The organism is Pseudomonas sp. BE134, assembly GCF_031456105.1.
GTDB lineage: Bacteria > Pseudomonadota > Gammaproteobacteria > Pseudomonadales > Pseudomonadaceae > Aquipseudomonas.
Map to the genome: position 1 here is coordinate 37,404 of NZ_JAVDUA010000033.1, position 19,247 is coordinate 56,650.

At 58.3% G+C, this 19,247-nt stretch carries 17 protein-coding genes and 1 pseudogene; 8 read left to right on the forward strand and 10 right to left on the reverse strand.

Annotated elements, in window-relative coordinates:
• Positions 1–121: 121 nt before the first annotated feature.
• The gene (locus tag J2Y56_RS23930; RefSeq protein WP_310353062.1) at positions 122–1,519 is read right to left on the reverse strand and encodes a HAMP domain-containing sensor histidine kinase; all 1,398 of its coding nucleotides are present in this window, start codon (positions 1,517–1,519) and stop codon (positions 122–124) included.
• The gene (locus tag J2Y56_RS23935; protein ID WP_007948499.1) at positions 1,497–2,180 is read right to left on the reverse strand and encodes a response regulator transcription factor; all 684 of its coding nucleotides are present in this window, start codon (positions 2,178–2,180) and stop codon (positions 1,497–1,499) included. The genes J2Y56_RS23930 and J2Y56_RS23935 overlap by 23 nt, the downstream gene beginning before the upstream one ends.
• A 278-nt stretch (positions 2,181–2,458) precedes the next feature.
• Between J2Y56_RS23935 and J2Y56_RS23940 the strand changes: the two genes are divergently transcribed.
• The gene (locus tag J2Y56_RS23940) at positions 2,459–3,397 is read left to right on the forward strand and encodes a hypothetical protein (protein ID WP_007948498.1); all 939 of its coding nucleotides are present in this window, start codon (positions 2,459–2,461) and stop codon (positions 3,395–3,397) included.
• A gap of 210 nt (positions 3,398–3,607) precedes the next feature.
• Here J2Y56_RS23940 and J2Y56_RS23945 read toward each other — a convergent pair whose 3' ends face one another.
• Positions 3,608–5,419 (reverse strand): monovalent cation:proton antiporter-2 (CPA2) family protein, encoded by a 1,812-nt coding sequence (locus J2Y56_RS23945; protein ID WP_310353066.1) that lies wholly within the window; start codon positions 5,417–5,419, stop codon positions 3,608–3,610.
• A gap of 202 nt (positions 5,420–5,621) precedes the next feature.
• Positions 5,622–6,227, reverse strand: coding sequence for a DJ-1/PfpI family protein (locus J2Y56_RS23950; protein ID WP_007948496.1), 606 nt, complete (start codon positions 6,225–6,227; stop codon positions 5,622–5,624).
• A gap of 421 nt (positions 6,228–6,648) precedes the next feature.
• Between J2Y56_RS23950 and J2Y56_RS23955 the strand changes: the two genes are divergently transcribed.
• The 5 genes and pseudogenes from J2Y56_RS23955 to J2Y56_RS23975 all read left to right on the forward strand — a co-directional run bounded on the left by J2Y56_RS23955 (position 6,649) and on the right by J2Y56_RS23975 (position 10,170).
• Entirely contained in the window at positions 6,649–6,987 is a 339-nt protein-coding gene (locus J2Y56_RS23955) for an FKBP-type peptidyl-prolyl cis-trans isomerase (protein WP_007948495.1), read from the forward strand.
• Positions 6,988–7,133: 146 nt separating this feature from the next.
• A pseudogene (locus tag J2Y56_RS23960) lies at positions 7,134–7,349 on the forward strand (aldehyde dehydrogenase family protein); the annotation flags it as partial.
• A gap of 579 nt (positions 7,350–7,928) precedes the next feature.
• On the forward strand, positions 7,929–8,762 hold the full coding sequence (locus J2Y56_RS23965; protein WP_310353070.1) for a cycle-inhibiting factor: 834 nt from the start codon (positions 7,929–7,931) through the stop codon (positions 8,760–8,762).
• 130 nt (positions 8,763–8,892) lie between these two features.
• Positions 8,893–9,576, forward strand: a complete 684-nt coding sequence (locus J2Y56_RS23970) for a hypothetical protein (RefSeq protein ID WP_007948492.1) — start codon at positions 8,893–8,895, stop codon at positions 9,574–9,576.
• Positions 9,577–9,681: 105 nt separating this feature from the next.
• Positions 9,682–10,170, forward strand: coding sequence for an MEKHLA domain-containing protein (locus J2Y56_RS23975; RefSeq protein ID WP_050550233.1), 489 nt, complete (start codon positions 9,682–9,684; stop codon positions 10,168–10,170).
• Positions 10,171–10,268: 98 nt separating this feature from the next.
• Here the strand turns inward: J2Y56_RS23975 and J2Y56_RS23980 are convergent, their stop codons facing one another.
• The 5 genes from J2Y56_RS23980 to J2Y56_RS24000 all read right to left on the reverse strand — a co-directional run bounded on the left by J2Y56_RS23980 (position 10,269) and on the right by J2Y56_RS24000 (position 16,545).
• Entirely contained in the window at positions 10,269–11,288 is a 1,020-nt protein-coding gene (locus tag J2Y56_RS23980) for a branched-chain amino acid aminotransferase (protein WP_007948490.1), read from the reverse strand.
• Between the two features lie 300 nt (positions 11,289–11,588).
• The gene (lpdA, locus tag J2Y56_RS23985; RefSeq protein WP_007948487.1) at positions 11,589–12,974 is read right to left on the reverse strand and encodes a dihydrolipoyl dehydrogenase; all 1,386 of its coding nucleotides are present in this window, start codon (positions 12,972–12,974) and stop codon (positions 11,589–11,591) included.
• Between the two features lie 3 nt (positions 12,975–12,977).
• Positions 12,978–14,249, reverse strand: coding sequence for a dihydrolipoamide acetyltransferase family protein (locus tag J2Y56_RS23990; RefSeq protein ID WP_310353075.1), 1,272 nt, complete (start codon positions 14,247–14,249; stop codon positions 12,978–12,980).
• Positions 14,250–15,308 (reverse strand): alpha-ketoacid dehydrogenase subunit beta, encoded by a 1,059-nt coding sequence (locus tag J2Y56_RS23995; protein ID WP_007948485.1) that lies wholly within the window; start codon positions 15,306–15,308, stop codon positions 14,250–14,252.
• Position 15,309: 1 nt separating this feature from the next.
• Positions 15,310–16,545 (reverse strand): 3-methyl-2-oxobutanoate dehydrogenase (2-methylpropanoyl-transferring) subunit alpha, encoded by a 1,236-nt coding sequence (locus J2Y56_RS24000; protein ID WP_007948483.1) that lies wholly within the window; start codon positions 16,543–16,545, stop codon positions 15,310–15,312.
• 185 nt (positions 16,546–16,730) lie between these two features.
• On the opposite strand from J2Y56_RS24000, the gene bkdR reads away from it, so the two are divergent.
• Entirely contained in the window at positions 16,731–17,219 is a 489-nt protein-coding gene (gene bkdR / locus J2Y56_RS24005; RefSeq protein ID WP_007948482.1) for a Bkd operon transcriptional regulator BkdR, read from the forward strand.
• 145 nt (positions 17,220–17,364) lie between these two features.
• Here the strand turns inward: bkdR and J2Y56_RS24010 are convergent, their stop codons facing one another.
• Entirely contained in the window at positions 17,365–18,228 is an 864-nt protein-coding gene (locus tag J2Y56_RS24010; protein ID WP_033049679.1) for an MBL fold metallo-hydrolase, read from the reverse strand.
• Positions 18,229–18,390: 162 nt separating this feature from the next.
• On the opposite strand from J2Y56_RS24010, the gene J2Y56_RS24015 reads away from it, so the two are divergent.
• The gene (locus tag J2Y56_RS24015) at positions 18,391–19,197 is read left to right on the forward strand and encodes a sulfite exporter TauE/SafE family protein (RefSeq protein ID WP_310336201.1); all 807 of its coding nucleotides are present in this window, start codon (positions 18,391–18,393) and stop codon (positions 19,195–19,197) included.
• Positions 19,198–19,247 lie beyond the last annotated feature (50 nt).

The window sequence follows — 19,247 nt, forward strand, 5'->3', positions numbered from 1 at the left end:
CTGCGAAGCAGTCGTAAAACCAGAGCACGCGGTCTGTCAGATACACCGCGTTGTCTGATTTCACGACTGCTTCGCCCGAGCGCGGACCGAGCCGAACGCAGCCTCGCAGGCTCGGCAGCTGCTACAAGGGTTGTGTCAGGGCTGAGTTTTTGCAATCAAGCACCAACCGTGCGCCACCGAGTTCGCTGCTGCCCACTTCAAGCGCAAACCCATGCAGGCTGGCAATCGCCGCGACGATCGACAATCCCAACCCAAACCCGCTTTTCTGATGCCCCCCCTCAGCACGATAGAAGCGCTGAAACACCGCCTCGCGCTCGGCTTCTGGGATGCCCGGGCCGGAGTCGAGCACTTCGATTCGCGTAAACCCGCCCTCACTGACCCCACGCAAAATCACCTCGCCCCCCGGCGGCGTGAATTTGATCGAATTGCTCAGCAGATTCGCCACGGCCTCGAACAACAGCGCCCGATCCCCGTTGAGGTCTGGCAACGATGTCGGCAATTGCAGGGTGAAAATCAATTCTCCTTCTTCCGCCAGCGGCAGGTAAAAGTCGTGCAGCTCTTGCAGCAACGGCACCGGGTCCAGTTGCACAAAACCTGACCTGCGCTGGCGATCCTCCAACTCGGAAATCCGCAGCAACCCACGAAAGCGCGCCATCAGGGTGTCTGCTTCACCGAGCACGGAATCCAGTTGCACGGCCAGCGTCGAGCCGTCTTCAGCCTGCTGCTGAATCCGGTACAGCTGCGCCCGCAGGCGCGTCAACGGGGTGCGCAGGTCGTGGGCGATGTTATCGCAGACCCCCTTGACCTCGTGCATCAACCGCTCGATGCGTTCCAGCATGGCGTTGACGATGGCGGCGAGCATATCCAGTTCATCGCGGCGGTCGGACAAGGGCAGGCGTCGGGTCAAATCACCGGCGACGATGGCTTCGGCGCTGGCCTGGATCGCGCGGATACGCCGCAGGGGGCGGCGGCGCAACACGTGCCAACCGACGATGCCTGGAATGATCGTCAGCGTGACACCCCAGAGCAACGCATGCAGGATGATCCGGGTGACGGCAAACAACGAACCGTTGTCACGCACCAGCACCAGCCAGCGACCGTCCCGGGTCTGGGTCGCGACCGCGTCGCAGCTGTCGGCGGGCAGGGTCGGGTCGTCGGAGTCGGCGCAGTCGGTGAGCATGTGGATTTTGCCGTCCAGCGGCAGGCCTTCGGGCATGTGGCGCAGGGCACCGCTGAGGTAGCGGTGCTCCGCATCGAACAGGCCATAGGCGTCGATGCCGCGAATGTCGAAGGTCATGCTCACGGCGAGGGCGTCCGCCAATTGTTCTCCTTGAAAGTGCGAAAACAAATGCTGACGCTGCATCAGCGAGTGTTTGGCCAGGTTGTCCAGGTAAGACGACACCTCGTAGTACATGACGCCCATGAGAATCGCGCTCCAGATCACGAACAGCGAACTGTAGAGTGCCAGCAAGCGGCTGCTGGAGGAACGCCAGCCGTTAGACGGGTTCGGCAATGACATAACCCGAGCCTCGCACGGTCCGAATCAGTGGGGCCTGACCTTGTTGATCAATCTTCTTGCGCAAACGACCGATGTGCACGTCGATCAGGTTGGTGCCGGGGTCGAAGTGATAGCCCCAGACCTCTTCGAAAATCATCATGCGCGACAAAATCTGCCCGGTGTTGCGCATCAGGAATTCGAGCAGTTTGTACTCGGTCGGCAGCAGCGTCAGCAGCAGGCCGGCGCGGCTGGCTTCGTGGCTGATCAGGTTGAGCTCAAGGTCCGCCACTCGCAGTGTGGTGGCTTGCGCGGTGACGGTGTTCTGCCGGCGCAGCAACACTTCAACGCGGGCGGCCATTTCATCGGTGGCGAACGGCTTGGTCAGGTAGTCGTCACCGCCAGCGCGCAAACCGCGCACCCGCTCATCGACGTCGGAGAGGGCGCTGATCATCAGGATCGGCGTGGCCACGCCCATGGTCCGCAGCGTGGTGACAATCGCCAGGCCATCGAGCTCCGGCAGCATGCGGTCGAGGGTGATCAGGTCGTAGTCACCACTGACCGCACGCGCAAGACCTTCACGGCCATTGTCGACCCAATCGACATCGAGGCCGTGGCTGCTCAATTCGGCGACGATTTCCCGGGCGGTCACGGCGTCGTCTTCGATGGTCAAGATGCGGGTCATAAGGTTGGCCTGATTTGCGGTGCTCACTGATGAGCAGCATTTTGCCAAGAAATGATCGATAGCTTCCTGAATAAAACTTCATGCACTGGCTATTTCAATCAATGCAGAAAACCCGTCGTGTTGACGTGTTCCTTGCAAATTGCATGAGAAAAGGAAGTTCAATCTTTATAGGTTATTGAAAAATAACAATTTATTTTAGTTTCGGGTCTGGCACGGTGACTGCAATGGTCCAGTCGAAGAGTTGTAACACCATCTTTCCTGCCTGGAGCGATACAACAATGAATAGATCTTCTGATGGTTTTTATCCCGTCGCAGAAGAAACCAGCACGCTCTCGGGTGTGTCCTGGGGGGCGATCTTCGCCGGGGCCGCTGCGGCGGCGGCGTTGTCGCTGATCCTGGTGCTGCTCGGTTTCGGCCTGGGTTTTTCGGCGGTCTCTCCCTGGGCCAATGAAGGCGTCAGCGCCAAGGGCCTGGGCATCTCAACCATCGTATGGCTGGCGGTGACGCAAATCGTGGCTTCCGGACTCGGCGGTTACATTGCCGGTCGCTTGCGGGTCAAGTGGGCCTACATGCACGGGGATGAAGTGTATTTCCGTGATACCGCCCATGGCTTCCTCGCCTGGTGCGTGGCGACATTGGTAACCGCGACCCTGGTGGTCGGCTCGGTCAGCAGTATTGTCAGCGGTGGCGTGCAGGCCGGGGCAAACGTTGTCGGCGGGGCAGCCAGTGCGGCCACTCAAGCCGCAGGCACTGCTGCCGGTAAAACCGACAGCGACCAATACGGTTATTTCGTCGACAGCCTGTTCCGTAGCGATAGCCCCGCAGAGGTCAGCGATGAAGCCGCGCGTGGCACGGTGACCCGCATCTTCGCTCGTAGCTTGAGCAACGGCCAATTAGCTGCCGAAGACCGGACCTATCTCGCACAAATGGTTGCCCAGCGCACCAACCTGACCCAGGCCGACGCCGAACGTCGTGTCGATGAAGTCTACGCCCGCACGCAAAAAGCCATTGCCGACGCCAAGCTGGCAGCCCAGCAAGCCGCTGACACCGCCGCTAAAGTCGCTGCCTGGACTTCGCTGTGGATGTTCATTGCACTGCTGATCGGTGCGTTTTTCGCCAGCCTTGCCGCCACCTATGGCGGTCGTCGTCGGGACGCCGTGGTGTATGTGGAAACCGACGCCTACGTCACCACTACTTCGCTGCCACCTGTTCGCTAACCCAGGAGAATCATCATGCGCTCATTACTTTTGTTCTTTCTTGGCGTGCCAATCCCGATCATCATCCTGATCGCCCTGTTCATGCATTGATCCGCTGAGGCTCATTGCCTCTGCCGCTTCTGCCTCTGGTAGAAGCGGCGTTTTGCTGTGTGGTATCCCACTGGGGGAACGAGCCTGCTCGCGATGACGGCCCAAGTAGCACTCCATTTCTTAAACTTTCCCCGCTTCCTGCTCCTCCAGCTGATCCGACTCAAACAATTTAGCCAGTTCCGCCCGCGCTTCCTGCGCAGTCTGCAACACCTTCGCCGCATCGTCATACACCGCGTGCTGCGCCTCCAACACCTGTTCATCGTGATGCTGGAAACGCTTGATCCGCGCATCGGCCTGGGCCTGGGTCAGTCCCAGTCCAACCAGCGTGCGCCGGCTCATTTCCAGGCTCGAGTAATAGGTTTCGCGAATCGCCTCGGCACCAAGGTCCACCAGGCGGTGCACATGCTGGCGGTTACGCGCCCGGGCGATGATTTTGATGTGCGGGTACAAGCGGTGCACCACCTCGGCGGTCTTGATGTTGGTGTCCGGATCATCGGTGGCAATGATGAAATATTCCGCCTGTTCGACCTTGGCCGCGCTGAGGATTTCCGGGCGCATCGGGTCGCCATAAAACACCGGCACACCACCGAAACTGCGGGACAGTTCGATGGTTTCCACGGAGGTGTCGAGCGCCACGAACTTGATGTTTTGCGCCCGCAGAATTCGCGACACGATCTGACCCATCCGGCCCATGCCGGCAATCACCACACGTGGCGCATCGGTGTCGATTTGGCGGAATGTTTCCGGCACCACGACCGGTTGCACCTTGGGCGAATACAGCCGGGCGCACAGCAGCAACAGCAGCGGCGTCACTGCCATGGACAGGGTGATCGTCAGCACCAGCAAGTCGTACAGGTGCGGCTCGAACAAGCCTTGGTCGCGGCCGATCTTGAACACCACAAACGCGAACTCACCACCGGCCGCCAACACGATGCCCAGACGCAGCGCATTGACTTTGCCCAAGCCACCGGCCAATCGGCCGACGATAAACAGCAGTGGCAATTTGATTGCGATCAGCAGTAGCGTCAGCCCGAGCACGGCAATCGGCGCGCTGAGCAGCAGGCTCAAGTTGGCACCCATGCCGACACTGATGAAGAACAGGCCCAGCAGCAGGCCTTTGAACGGTTCGATCTGCGCTTCCAGTTCATGGCGGTATTCAGAGTCCGCCAGCAGCAACCCGGCGAGGAACGCGCCAAGCGCCATGGACACGCCGACCAGGTCCATCAGCCATGCGGTACCGATCACTACCAGCAGCGCCGTGGCGGTGGACACCTCCGGCAAACGGGTCTTGGCGACCACGCGAAACACCGGGCGCAGCAGATAGCGTCCGCCGATCACCACCACCGCAATGCTGCCCAACACCCGCAGACCATGATTCACATTGTCGGCCGCCGTGCTGGCATGATCGCCACCCGCCAGCAGCGGCACCATGGCAATCAGCGGGATCGCGGCGATGTCCTGAAACAGCAGAATCGCAAACGCCAACCGGCCGTGAGGGCTGGTCAGTTCCTTTCGTTCGGCCAGGCTTTGCAAGCCAAACGCGGTGGACGACAACGCAAGGCCAAGGCCCAGCACGATGGCGCTGTTCAGCGGCTGACCGAAGACGAAAAGCGCCAGCACACCAATCACCGAACCCGTCAGCAGCACCTGCGCCAGCCCCACGCCGAACACCGATTTGCGCATCACCCACAAGCGACGCGGCGACAGTTCCAGGCCGATGACGAACAGCAGCAATACCACGCCGAGTTCAGAAATGTGGCTGACACTTTGCGGGTTGCCGATCAGCCCCAGCACCGAGGGCCCGATGAGGACACCGGCAAACAGATAACCCAGCACGGCTCCCAATTGCAGGCGCTTGGCCAAGGGCACGGTGAGCACTGCCGCGAACAGAAACACGACAGCGGCTTGCAACAGGTTCCCTTCATGGGGCATGGCTGACTCCAACACTCGATACGGCGGGGCGCCAAGGATAAAGGCTGCGGCGGGATGCGTCAGCCGTGTTGACTGACAAACCTCATCGCGAGCAGGCTCGCTCCCACATTTGATCTTCAGTGAACACAAATTTTGTGCCCGATTTAGATCCATTGTGGGAGCGAGCCCGCTCGCGATGGCGCCCGAACGAGCAACCAGGCAATCAGATAAATGCCTCGATATGCGCCATCCCCCGAGCCACATACTCATCCTTCTCGCCCACCGGCGCGAAGTTGTGCAACACCTCCCGAGCCGCTTCAGTGCCTTTGAGCCGAGCCAGAAACCACACCGCCAAATACTGCGCCGACAAACAACCCCCCGCTGTCGCGACATTCCCATTGGCATAAAACGCTTGATTGACGACATTTACCCCAGCCGCCTGCACCCACGGTTTGCTGATGGCGTCGGTACAAGCGGGGGCGTCGCCGAGCAAGCCGAGCTTTGCCAGTAAAAAGGTGCCAGAACATTGTGCAGCCAGTAACTGCCGGCCTGGATCGAAACGCAGTTGATCCATGATCGCCGGATCCTCAGCCACTTCACGGGTCTTGCGCCCGCTGCCGACCAGCACAGCATCCGCCTGACAAGCCTCGGCCAGATCAATCTGCGCATCGATGGTCAAACCATTCATGGACGTGACACGCGGCGTCGGCGAAGCGATGCTCACACGCCAGTCCTTGTCCCCCAGCAGCGACACCCGGCTAAGCATGCCGTAAGCGATCAGGGAATCCAGTTCGTTGAAACCGTCGAAGGTCAGAATGGCAATGTGCATGGCGGCTAGTCCTGAATGTGTTCACGCAGCCTACGCCAGGCCGGGGCGCAATCCCCGGTACAGTCAGGTGCAGAATCATCGCAACAGAAGGAAGTACCCTGGTGGGGCGTTTAAGCCCTATGGGTCGGGAGCTCGCACCGGGCTCTCGGTGCCAACCGATACTGATTATTCCCGCTGCGCTTGGCCTCATACATCGCCAGGTCCGCTATATGGATCAGCCGGTCCATGCTCCATGCTTGGCGCGGGGTCCGGGTACACAATGAGAGTAATCAGTATTGGGCATTAAACCGCAGGGTAAGTAAGTGTTTATGTTAGTTCACCCGGCCGCACCATCCGGGTAAAGGCATCTGAAGAGTTGCAAGCAGGATGATTTTCTGGGAAAACCACGTCCCTCGAATTCCGCAAACAGACCAACATCGTCATGAATGAACAACTGCAAATCATCGACCTCCAGCCCGGCGACGGTAAAGCCGCCATAAAAGGTGCACTGATCACCACCCAATACCGTGGTTGGCTGGAAGACGGCACTGAATTCGACTCGTCCTACAGCCGTGGCAAACCGTTCCAGTGTGTGATTGGCACCGGGCGCGTTATCAAAGGGTGGGATCAGGGGATCATCGGCATGCAGGTTGGCGGCAAGCGCAAGCTGTTGGTGCCAGCGCATCTGGCCTATGGCGAACGGACGATGGGCAAGATCACGCCGAATTCGAACCTGATTTTCGAGATTGAGTTGCTGGAAGTGCTGACTCGGGATGATTGAGTGAGGTCTGATCTGAATTAATTCGCTGCAGAGTCGCAAGCCAACAGACAAGCGATCCGGCAGTAACCAGCACTGACCCTGCCAAAACTGCGCATCCAACTCCGCACCCAGCCATACCACAGCAAATGCTGACGATAGCACCGGTGCGGAATCAGATCTTCGGCCCGGTGCTCGCGGTCACGACCTTCACCACCATCGACGAAGCCATCGCCCTGGCCAATGATTCGGTATATGGACTGGCGGCATCTGTCTACACCGACAATCTGCGCAACGCTATCAAGCTTTCACGTGAAATTCGCGCGGGTATCGTGACGGTCAATTGCTTCGGTGAAGGGGATGCTTCGACACCGTTTGGCGGATACAGCAGGCCTGAAAGATATTCATCGAATTTGGTGGCCCTTTCGCGAGCAGTCTGACTAACAAACGCCGTAAGACTCAGCCTTGCCACCCCCTGCATTCGTCAAATTCTTCGGCCGATCCCCAGACAACGCCATCAGTGAATGCACCGCAATCGTGGCCATCGTCTCCCGCGTCTCCCGCGTCTCCCGCGTCTCATGCATCGCTGACTCCATGTGGGGCTTCGCCATCACGTTGTTTAACGTCACCAGCGGCGAATCCTGTTCAGTGGTTCAAACTTAAACACCCCAGGCTAGCCCCCGCATCTGCCCCGCATGCAGCGCTTCGATGAGCGCCAATTGTTTCCTTCGGGGGGAGCGAAAAAGGAAAGCCGATCCGCTCCTGGCTTGTTCAGAATAATCGGTGAGCGCTGCCAATTTCCTATCGAAAAGATTCGCAGCAAAACAATGCCCCTCGTTGGGCGAACATCAGGCATGGATCCATCCCTGTTTTGGGAAGCAGCTTGATGCTAATTAAACAACGCTGCAGTCAGACTAGGGTGAAACAAAATTATCATTTCAACTACGAGTAAAGCGGCGAGTTATTTGACGCAATCAGCAGTTCCGGATGCGACACAGGCTACAGCAATAAAAAGTGTTTCCCTGCAAAATATATCAACTAAATCTTTACAGGATTTCGCCCGCCTCGCGGGGAGTAATATTGAGGCAAACACCCTTTTTAATGAAAGTAATGATGATGTACCGATCTTCCAAAGAGATCCAAAAAAAACTATGGATTTTATTAATGAGGGTAACAAGCAAAGAGCTGCCGAATGGGGCATGCCTCTGCATGAGGTAGAGGCGATGGTAGGCGGTGCCAGCACTTTTCGCGACCCCGTATGCGGACTTTCTGCGAATAACATCATGAAGCTTTTTCTGGACGACCGAGAAAATAAATACAGTTACTCGAAGGCGGAAAATCTGGATTTGTCAATGTTGAAGTCCAAGCTGAACTCATTACCTGTCGATAAACACTTCTTGCTGAGAGTTCAGGACGGTGGGCTTGGTCATGCTTATATAGTTGATATCCCAGCCGGCGATGAAAAAATACGTCCGGCTTTTCTCTACCAATCGGATCTCGGTGGCGGTGTAACTCGAAGTGTCTCGATCACTGACTGGATGCGGGAAAAGGCTCATATCCCAATTGATATGAATGAAATGTATGCGCACTTCGACAACATGGAATCGGGGAATGTCGATCTGGAGTGCATAGCGAAGCTGTTTGATATTGACAGTAACCCTCTCATCCTCAAGGCAGAACGCTTGCGGTTGGGAAAACCCAGCAAATTTCAAGTTCAACAATATGATCCAGATAGATTGCAAAAAAATGTGGATACTATTGTCTCTCTGTGCAATCAAACGCGGCCACCCTTGGGTTGAACTATCGTCGTAAATGGCGCGAGCGTCGCCGATTTTTTATGTGGCACAATCTTGTTTGATAAATCAGGATCAAATGAATTGGCAAGCCTGCTTGATCAGGTGTTTCGATTAACGTTCAAAGGAACGGTTTATGTGTATCCACTCAAGTAATGCACAACAAACAAATTCAATATCGCAACCTATAGGTAATGATAGAACACTCGATGCGGCGCAAGGGTTGCAGATGGACCTGGATGCTGCCACTGCCATTCCTCATCACGAGTGCTCTATAAATAGGATGCAGAGAGTTTTAAGTAATGCAATGTTCGCAACGAAGATCGATAGTATTGACTTCATTTCAGAAAACGACGTGCTCATTAGAACGGCAAATATCAAAAATAGCCTAAGTCAACATCATCACAATGATCTTCTTGTGCACAGCTCAATGCTGATTGTAAAGGGCGTCGGCGGAGGTGAGTGTACATTTAACAGGATAGAAATGGTTGAGGCTGGCAGAATGGATTGTCTAGTCTCGCATAATGATAGGTACAATATGGGGCTTCGCCTGAGCGAGCGGATTGATACAAAGCCAGATGAATTTTTTCAGCATCGAGATACGTATAAAATACACTTTCCCTGTACCGGTCATAAGTTGCTGTCGGATAAATTAAATACTTTTAGCAGGATTGCGTTTGCGCTTGGCGTGGAAGGGGATGTGCTAAAAAATACGCAACAAATATACGGCGGCGGATCAGATGGCTTGTATAACTGCAATACGTTTGTTGCTAATGTTCTGTCTAAGGCGAGCGGGGAGAATGTTAGCCCAGCGGTTTGAGTGTCCCTGTGCAGAATGAACAGTTGTCGATTGGGGTGAGAGGGCTGAGGATTTTTCTGATCGGTTTGGATAGGCTATGGCGCGTCGTACCACCAACGCCATGTTATGGGAGGGCGCGTGTCGCCAAACAACGAATATACGGCTGTTCAACTGCTGGACGATGCTTATCGGCACTGGACCGGCCAGGGTCTGCCGGCCCCGGAGTCAATAACCGGAACGGAACGCTTGCACTGGTTGCACGAGCACGCGCCGTACAGTCTGTTAGCCCATGGCACTGAAGACGATCCGCGTTTCTTCTTTGCCAATAAACAGACGTTGGCCTGTTTCAAATACGATCTCTCGCAGTTCCTGGGTATGCCGTCGAAGTTCAGCGCTTCACCGTTGGACCGAGCCATGCGCCAGACACTGCTGGAGCAGGTCACGGCCAACGGAATTGCACATGGCTATAGCGGCTGGCGGGTGGACAGGGACGGCAATTCCTTCATGATTTACGAAGGCAAAGTCTGGACGCTTATCGATGAGCACGGCGAACATCGGGGGCAGGCAGCCTTGTTCTGGCCGGATGCAGAGCGTGTTGGAAGGGTAAGTGATTGAAGTTTACCCCGGGGCATTGCTCAAACCGAAGACGAAAAAAAGCCCGGCTATCCAATCGATAACCGGGCTTTTTTGTTCAAGCGAACAGCAACGTCAGATCAAACCTTGACGATCCAGCCTGCTGGCGCTTCGATGTCGCCAGTCTGTACTCCGGTCAGCTCTTTGTAGAGCTTCTGGGTGACGGGGCCGACTTCGGTTTCGCTGTGGAACACGTGCAGGTGGTCGTTGTAGCTGATGCCGCCGATCGGGGTGATCACGGCCGCGGTGCCGCAAGCGCCGGCTTCCTTGAAGTCCGAAAGCTTGTCGATGAACACGTCACCTTCAATCACTTCCAGGCCCAGGCGCGATTTGGCCAGCTCGATCAGCGACAGGCGGGTGATGCCTGGCAGGACCGATGGCGAGTTCGGGGTGACGAACTTGTTGTCGTGGGTGATCCCGAAGAAGTTGGCCGAACCGACTTCTTCGATCTTGGTGTGGGTCATCGGGTCCAGGTAGATGCAGTCGGCGTAGTGCGCCTTTTTGGCCTGGGAACCTGGCATCAGGCTGGCGGCGTAGTTGCCACCGACCTTGGCCGCGCCGGTACCTTGTGGGGCGGCACGGTCGAAGCTGGAGATAAGGAAGTTGTGCGGGGTCAGGCCGCCCTTGAAGTAGGCGCCGACCGGAATGGCGAAGATCGAGAAGATGAACTCGGGGGCGGTACGCACGCCGATGTTGTCACCCACGCCGATCACGAACGGACGCAGGTACAGCGCGCCGCCGGTGCCGTAAGGCGGGATGAAACGCTCGTTTGCGCGAACCACTGCCTTGCAGGCTTCGATGAACTGTTCGGTCTCGACGAACGGCATCAGCAGGCGAGCACAGCTGCGCTGCATGCGCAGGGCGTTCTGGTCCGGGCGGAACAGGTTGATCGAACCGTCCTTGCAACGATAGGCCTTCATGCCTTCGAAGCATTGCTGGCCATAGTGAAGGGCCGTGGAGCCTTCGCTGATGTGCAGCACGTTGTCTTCGGTCAGGGTGCCCTTGTCCCACTCGCCATTGCGCCAGTACGACAAGAAACGCTTGTCTGTCTTGATGTAGTCAAAACCCAGCTTGTCCCAATTGATGCTTTCGTTACCCATGACACCCTCTATCACTGAACAACCGCCGAAACGGTTCAAGGCTTCTGACGTTTTTTGGATGGGGACAACAATACTTCATTCCGGACCCATTTCGCAGCCTGCAATTTGATCTCTGCGACCATCGATACGTCCCGGTGTAGCAGCTGTCGAGCACCGCGAGGCAGCGTCCGGCGACGAAGTCGTCGTAATCCAGCTGGCTCGGTGTGCCTGAAAGCACTGGGTGGCAGGTTTTGCGACGACTTCGTCGCCGGACGCTGTCTCGCGGTGCTCGTCAGCTGCTACAGGGTTTTGCGTCTGTTTTTACAGATGCAACGCGTGGCCTAGGGCCCGCAGCGCCGCTTCCTGCACAGCCTCGCCCAGCGTCGGATGCGCATGGATGGTGCCGCCGATGTCTTCCAGCCGTGCACCCATTTCCAGGCTTTGTGCGAACGCCGTAGACAGTTCGGAAACCCCCACACCCACCGCTTGCCAGCCGACAATCACATGATTGTCCCGACGAGCGACAACCCGCACAAAGCCGCTTTTCGATTCCAGCGTCATCGCCCGGCCATTGGCCGCGAACGGGAAGCTTGCGACGATACAGTCCAGACCGGCGGTCTTGGCCTCGTCCGGGGTCTGGCCGACCACCACCAGTTCCGGGTCGGTAAAGCACACGGCCGCAATGGCAGTAGGGTTGAACTCGCGGGTTTTACCGCTGATCAGTTCGGCCACCATCTCGCCCTGAGCCATGGCCCGGTGCGCGAGCATCGGTTCGCCGCTCAGGTCGCCGATGGCGTACACGTTGCGCATGCTGGTCTGGCAGCGGTGGTCGATCTTGATCGCCGAGCCATTCATGTCCAGGTTCAGCGCTTCGAGGTTCCAGCCCTGAGTGTTGGGTTTGCGGCCCACGGCCACCAAAACTTGATCTGTTTCCAGGTTCAGGGTGTCGCCATCCGGACCCAGTACCTGCAATGAATTACTTGCTGAGTCAAAGCCTTGAACGCTGTGCTTCAAGTAAAGCTTCACGCCGAGCTTTTTCAGTTCGTCGTGGACTGGCTGGGTCAGTTCAGCGTCGTAGGCGGGCAGAATGCGTTCTTGCGCCTCGACCACGCTGACATCGGCGCCGAGCTTGCGATAGGCAATCCCCAGTTCCAGACCGATATAACCGCCACCGACCACGGTCAGCCGTTTTGGCACGGACGTCGGCGCCAGGGCTTCGGTGGAGGAGATGATCGGGCCGCCAATCGGTAGCATCGGCAGGTTCACGCTTTTCGACCCGGTGGCCAGCACCAGGTGCTCGCACTGAATGCGCGTGTCGCCGACGTCGACGGTTTTACCGTCAACGACCTTGGCCCAGCCTTGAATGACCTGGACTTTGTTCTTTTTCAGCAGCGCCGCGACGCCTGTGGTCAGGCGATCGACGATGCCATCCTTCCATTCGACGCTCTTGGTGATGTCGAGGGTCGGTGCCGAAACGCTGATGCCCAAGGTCGAGTGCTGGCTGTGGTGTTGCGTCTGGTGGAACTGCTCAGCCACGTGGATCAACGCTTTGGATGGGATGCAGCCGATGTTCAGGCAGGTACCGCCCAGCGATTCGCCTTCCACCAGAATGGTTGCAATGCCCAGTTGACCGGCACGGATCGCCGTCACATAACCGCCAGGGCCACCGCCGATGATCAGCAGCGTGGTATTCAAAGTCTGTTGCATGACTTACTCCACAAACAAGGTGGCGGGTTGTTCGAGCAGGCCGCGAACGGCCTGGATGAATTGCGCCGCGTCCATGCCGTCGACCACGCGGTGATCGAAGGAACTGGAGAGGTTCATCATCTTGCGAATCACGATCTGGCCTTTGACCACGATCGGGCGTTCGACGATCTTGTTGACGCCGACAATCGCCACTTCCGGCAGGTTCAGCACCGGCGTGCTGACAATACCGCCCAAGGCGCCGAGGCTGGTCAGGGTAATGCTCGATCCAGACAATTCATCGCGGCCAGCCTTGCCATTGCGTGCGGCGGTGGCCAAACGGGAGATTTCGGCCGCGTTGTCCCACAGGCTGCGGGCTTCGGCATGACGCACCACCGGCACCATCAAACCGATGTCGGCCTGGGTGGCGATGCCCACATGCACCGCACCGAGGCGGGTGATGACCTGGGCTTCGTCGTCGTAACGGGCGTTGATCTGCGGGAAGTCGCGCAGGGCGACGACCAGCGCGCGAACCAGGAACGGTAGCAAGGTCAGCTTGCCACGGGTTGCGCCGTATTTTTCGTTCAGGTGCGCGCGCAGTTCTTCAACGGCAGTCACGTCGATTTCTTCGACATAGCTGAAGTGTGCGGCGCGCTGGGTAGCGTCCTGCATGCGTTGGGCAATCTTGCGGCGCATGCCGATGACCGGAATCTGCTCTTCATCGTTACGCTGGGCGTACGCGGACGACACGGTCGATGCATTCGACTGATCTTGCGCCAGATAGGCGTCGAGGTCTTCGTGCAATACGCGACCGGCAGGGCCGCTGCCACGTACCAGGCGCAATTGAATGCCGAGGTCCAGGGCGTGTTTGCGCACGGCCGGAGAGGCCAGCGGACGTTCGTCGGCTTCGCGGGCGACCATCGGGCCCTGGCAAACGGCGGCTCGCGGCGCAGCAGCGGCGACCGGTTTGCTTTCCACCACGGCTGCAACTTTAGGCGCTGCAACCGGCGCTTCTTTAACGGGAGCAGGCTGCGCCGACTCTTTAACGTTGCCGGCGCCTTCCACTTCAATACTGATCAGGATGCTGCCAACCGCCATGACTTCACCAGGCACACCGCCCAGCGCGATCACTTTGCCGTGGACCGGCGAAGGGATGTCGACCATCGCCTTGTCGGTCATCACATCGGCCAGCACCTGATCTTCGACGACCATGTCACCGACCTTGACGTGCCATACCGACAACTCAACTTCTGCAATGCCTTCGCCAATGTCCGGCATTTTAATAACGTGCGTGCCCATTCAGACCTCCATAACCCGATGCAAAGCCGCGCCCACTCGGGACGGACCAGGGAAATACGCCCACTCTTGCGCGTGCGGGTAGGGGGTGTCCCAACCGGTGACGCGTTCGATAGGCGCTTCCAGGTAGTGGAAGCAGTGCTCCTGTACCAACGCCACCAACTCGGCGCCAAAGCCACAAGTGCGAGTCGCTTCGTGAACGATCACGCAACGGCCGGTTTTCTTCACCGACTTGACGATGGTGTCCAGGTCCAGCGGCCACAGGCTGCGCAGGTCGATGACTTCAGCGTCGATGCCGGTTTCTTCAGCGGCGACTTGCGACACATAAACAGTGGTGCCGTAAGTCAGGATGGTCACGTCTTTGCCGGGACGGGCGATGGCAGCGACGTCCAGCGGCACGGTGTAGTAACCGTCCGGCACTTGCGCGGCCGGGTGTTTCGACCATGGGGTTACCGGGCGGTCGTGATGGCCATCGAACGGGCCGTTGTACAGGCGTTTTGGCTCAAGGAAGATCACCGGGTCATCGTTTTCGATGGAGGCAATCAGCAGGCCTTTGGCGTCGTAAGGGTTGGACGGCATGACCGTGCGCAGACCGCACACCTGGGTGAACATCGCCTCGATGCTCTGGCTGTGGGTCTGGCCGCCGTAGATGCCGCCGCCGCAAGGCATGCGCAGGGTCATCGGGGCGGTGAACTCTCCGGCCGAGCGATAACGCAGGCGAGCGGCTTCGGAAATGATCTGGTCCGACGCCGGGTACACGTAGTCGGCGAACTGGATCTCGGCCACCGGGCGCAAGCCGTAGGCGCCCATGCCCACGGCGACGCCGACGATACCGCTTTCGGAAATCGGCGCGTCAAACACGCGGGAGGTGCCGTACTTGGTCTGCAAGCCTTCGGTGCAACGGAACACGCCGCCGAAGTAGCCCACGTCCTGGCCGAACACCACGACGTTGTCGTCACGCTCAAGCATCACATCCATGGCCGAGCGCAGGGCCTGGATCATGGTCATGGTGGTCGTAGTCATGGCAGTTTCCAGCTCGATTTTGTTGTTGTGGTCGTTCATGTCAGATCCCCAACTCTTGACGCTGGCGCTTCAAATGCTCAGGCATCTCTTTGTAGACGTCTTCGAACATGGTCGCGGCGCTTGGAATCTGGCCACCGGCGAGGGTGCCGTACTGTTCGGCTTCTTTCTGTGCGGCGATGACTTCGGCTTCCAGCTCGGCGCTGACGGCGGTGTGTTCCTCTTCGGACCAGTGACCGATCTTGATCAGGTGCTGCTTGAGGCGCGCAATCGGGTCGCCCAACGGGAAGTAGCTCCAGTCGTCGGCCGGACGGTACTTGGACGGATCATCAGAGGTGGAGTGTGGACCGGCGCGGTAGGTGACCCATTCGATCATGGTCGGGCCGAGGTTGCGGCGTGCACGTTCGGCGGCCCAGGCAGAGGCGGCATAGACCGCGACGAAATCGTTGCCGTCAACCCGCAGGGAGGCAATGCCGCAACCGACGCCACGACCGGCAAACGTGGTGGCTTCACCGCCAGCAATTGCCTGGAAAGTGGAGATTGCCCACTGGTTGTTGACCACGTTGAGGATCACCGGCGCGCGGTAAACGTGGGCAAAAGTCAGGGCGGTGTGGAAGTCGGATTCAGCGGTGGCGCCGTCGCCGATCCAGGCCGAGGCGATTTTGGTGTCGCCCTTGATCGCCGACGCCATGCCCCAGCCCACGCCTTGTACGAATTGGGTGGCGAGGTTGCCGGAAATGGTGAAGAAGCCGGCATCTTTGACCGAGTACATGATCGGCAACTGACGGCCCTTGAGCGGATCGCGCTCGTTGGACAGCAGTTGGCAGATCAGGCCTACCAGCGGAACGTCGCGGGCCATCAGGATGCTTTGCTGGCGGTAGGTCGGGAAGCACATGTCGTCGATGTTCAAGGCCAGGGCCTGGCCGGTGCCAATGGCTTCTTCGCCGAGGCTCTGCATGTAGAACGACATTTTTTTCTGACGCTGGGCGACCACCATGCGGTTGTCGTAGATCCGCGTCTTGAGCATGGCGCGCATGCCTTTACGCAGGATTTCGAACGGTACGCCTTCAGCCCACGGACCGAGGGCATTGCCCTGGTCGTCGAGCACGCGAATCAGGCCCTTGGCCAGGTCGGCGGTGTCGGCGGGTTCTACGTCGATGGAAGGTTTGCGCACCGTGCCCGCGTCGGTCAGACGCAGGTAGGAGAAGTCGGTTTTGCAACCAGGACGGCCCGAGGGTTCGGGAACGTGCAGTTGCAGCGGTTCGTACGCTTGGTTCATGGCTTCTTCGCTCGATCTTGTGAATTTCTTGTAGTGAGCTGACCGTCATTCCTCTGTGGAAGAATTATTGTCCTACAACAATCATAGGCCCGGCGAAGAAGAATATTTATCTCAGTTTCATTGCGTTGGAGATCATTTGGGGATAAAAAATCTGCATAAACAGAAAAATCAGGTGGTTTTGTCTCATGCGCAAACTGGACCGTACCGATATCGGCATTCTTAACAGCCTTCAAGAGAACGCGCGTATCACCAACGCCGACCTCGCACGCTCGGTCAATCTTTCGCCGACGCCGTGCTTCAATCGGGTCAAGGCCATGGAAGAGTTGGGCCTGATTCGTGAGCAGGTGACGCTGCTGGATGCGAACCTGCTGGGGCTGCATGTGAACGTGTTCATTCACGTCAGTCTGGAGAAACAGGTAGAAGAGGCGTTGCAGCATTTCGAGGAAGCGATCTCGGATCGCCCGGAAGTGATGGAGTGCTATTTGATGGCGGGCGACCCGGACTATTTGATTCGGGTATTGGTGCCGACCATCCAGTCGCTGGAGCGCTTCATGATGGACTTTCTCACCAAAGTCCCCGGTGTGGCGAACATCCGTTCAAGCTTCGCACTCAAGCAGGTGCGCTACAAAACCGCACTGCCGTTGCCGGCCAATGGTTTGACCCTCTCCAGCTGACCCTCCAATCCCTGTAGCAGCTGTCGAGCAGCGCGAGGCAGCGTCCGGCGGCGCAGCCGTCGCAAACCCGGCAATCGGGTTTTGTCAGGCACACCGCACACGCAGCCTCGCGTTGCTCGACAGCTGCTACGTGGAGGGTGGTGAGTCAGAGCTGGTTGATGGGGATTTTCAGGTAGGTCACGCCGTTACTCTCGGCCGGGGGCAAATTCCCCGCCCGCACGTTCACCTGAATCGCCGGTAGCAACAGGTTCGGCATGCCCAGCCCGGCATCGCGCCGCGTGCGCATGTCGACAAATGCCGCCTCATCAATGCCGTCATGCACGTGGATGTTGCTTTTGCGCTGCTCGCCAACCGTGGTCATGCATTGGGGGGCGCGGCCGTCGGGCGGGTAGTCGTGGCAAACGTACAGGCTCACGCTGGCCGGGAAGGCCAGCAGTTTTCGAATCGAGGCGTACAACTGATTGGCGTTGCCGCCGGGAAAGTCGCAGCGCGCGGTGCCCACATCGGGCATGAACAAGGTGTCGCCGACCAGAATCACCTCATCGTCAATCAGGTAAGCCATGTCCGCCGGGGTGTGGCCGGGCACATGCAGGGCGGTGGCCTTGAGGTTGCCGATCATGAACGACTCGTCCGGCGCGAATAGATGATCGAACTGGGAACCATCAATGCGAAACTCCGGCTCCAGGTTGAACAGGCTTTTGAACACGCCTTGAACCTTGCTGATCGACTCCCCAATCGCTATTTTGCCGCCCAGCTCCCGGCGCAGATAAGGTGCGGCAGACAGGTGATCGGCATGGGCGTGGGTTTCCAGCAACCATTGCACCTGCAACTGATGATCGCGCACGAACGCGATGATTTTGTCGGCCTGGGCCGTGCACGTCCTGCCCGCTGCCGGATCGTAGTCGAGCACCGGGTCGACGATGGCGCATTGGCCGCCATCGGCTTCGTGGATCACGTAACTGTAGGTCGACGAGGCAGGGTCGAGGAAAGCTTCAATCAAGGCAGGCATGGTGAGCATTTCTATCTGAACAAGCACCGAGGGTAGTTTCATTTTCCCCGCATTGACCAGCCCCTGATTAATTCAATTGATGAAAAAATCTGCGCGGGCTCTATCCTGTCCGTCATCGATACCGGGCGTTCCCGGCCTTTTTCAACAAATCACGAGTGGTTTATGTTGCTGGCAAGTTTTTTTGGGATGGTCATGGGCCTGGTCCTCGGTTTGACCGGGGCCGGTGGCGGCATTCTTGCGGTGCCGGCCCTGGTGCTGGGGTTGGGATTGACCATGACCCAAGCAGCGCCCGTCGCTTTGTTTGCGGTGGGCAGCGCAGCAGCGGTCGGCGCGATTGACGGGTTGCGGCATGGCTTGGTGCGTTATCGCGCGGCGTTGCTGATCGCGCTGCTCGGCGCGGTGTTTTCCCCGGTGGGCATCTACTTCGCCCATCAGTTGCCGGAAAAAATCCTGATGATTCTGTTCAGTCTGCTGATGGTCATGGTCGCCTGGCGGATGCTGCGCCGTGAGCGGCAGGAAGCAGGGCCGAGCGATCACGGTCACGCCAACTGGGGGCAGAAAAACTGCATGCTTGATCAACAGACCGGGCGTTTTTCCTGGACCGCCAAATGCACGGCGACCCTGGCGTCGCTCGGCGCGGTAACGGGCGTGGTGTCCGGACTGCTCGGCGTGGGCGGCGGCTTTCTGATCGTCCCGGCGTTCAAGCAACTGACCGACGTGCAGATGCGCGGGATCGTCGCCACTTCCCTGATGGTGATCAGCCTGATTTCCGCCATCGGCGTGATCGGCGCGTTTCACGCCGGTGTGCGCATCGATAGCCTTGGTGTCAGTTTCATCGTTGCCAGCATCGTCGGCATGATCATTGGCCGCAAGCTGTGCGCGAAGGTGCCGGCGCGGGCGTTGCAAGTCGGCTTTGCCAGCGTCTGCATTGTGATTGCCGCTTATATGCTGTTCAGGGCCGGCGTCTAAAAACGATACCCTGCATGTGGGCCCGGTCGGGTCCACAGCGAAGTTCGCCA